The 548-nt window shown below is 65.0% G+C and carries 1 protein-coding gene; it reads right to left on the bottom strand.

The window, feature by feature from the left end:
- On the bottom strand, positions 1 to 548 hold a 548-nt coding region (locus tag AC07V8_RS25805), incomplete at both ends, for a phosphohexomutase domain-containing protein (protein WP_494681219.1).

Here is a 548-nt window from a genome sequence, read left to right as displayed (position 1 = left end):
TGGCCGCTCATTTCACCGCCCAGCGGCGCGCCGGTTTCCCGCATCTTGGCCTTGACCAGCGAGTGGCCGGTCTTCCACATCAAGGGCTTGCCGCCGTGCTTGGCGATCCATGGCGCCAGGTGGCGGGTGCATTTGACGTCATACAGGATCTCGCGGCCGGGATGGCGCGTCAGCACATCGGCGGCGAACAGCATCAGCTGCCGGTCCGGATAGATGATCTGGCCGTCTTTCGTGACGACGCCAAGACGGTCGCCGTCGCCATCGAAGGCCAGGCCGATTTCCGCATCGGAGTTCTGCAGGGCGCGGATCACGTCCTGCAGGTTTTCCGGATGCGCCGGATCGGGATGGTGGTTGGGGAAAGTGCCGTCCACTTCGCAGAACAGTTCCTGCACCTCGCAGCCGAGCGCGCGGTACAGCTCGCCAGCAAAAGCGCCGGCGACGCCGTTGCCGCAATCGGCCACGATCTTCATCGGCCGCGCCAGCTTCACATCGCCGACGATGCGCTGCAGGTAGGCATCCTTGATGTCGTGCCGCCGGTAACTGCCGTT

This window comes from Collimonas sp. GW821-FHT02H07, assembly GCF_059421505.1.
The sequence above is the reverse complement of the archived record's forward strand: the minus strand, read 5'-3'. Positions and strand labels throughout refer to the sequence as shown.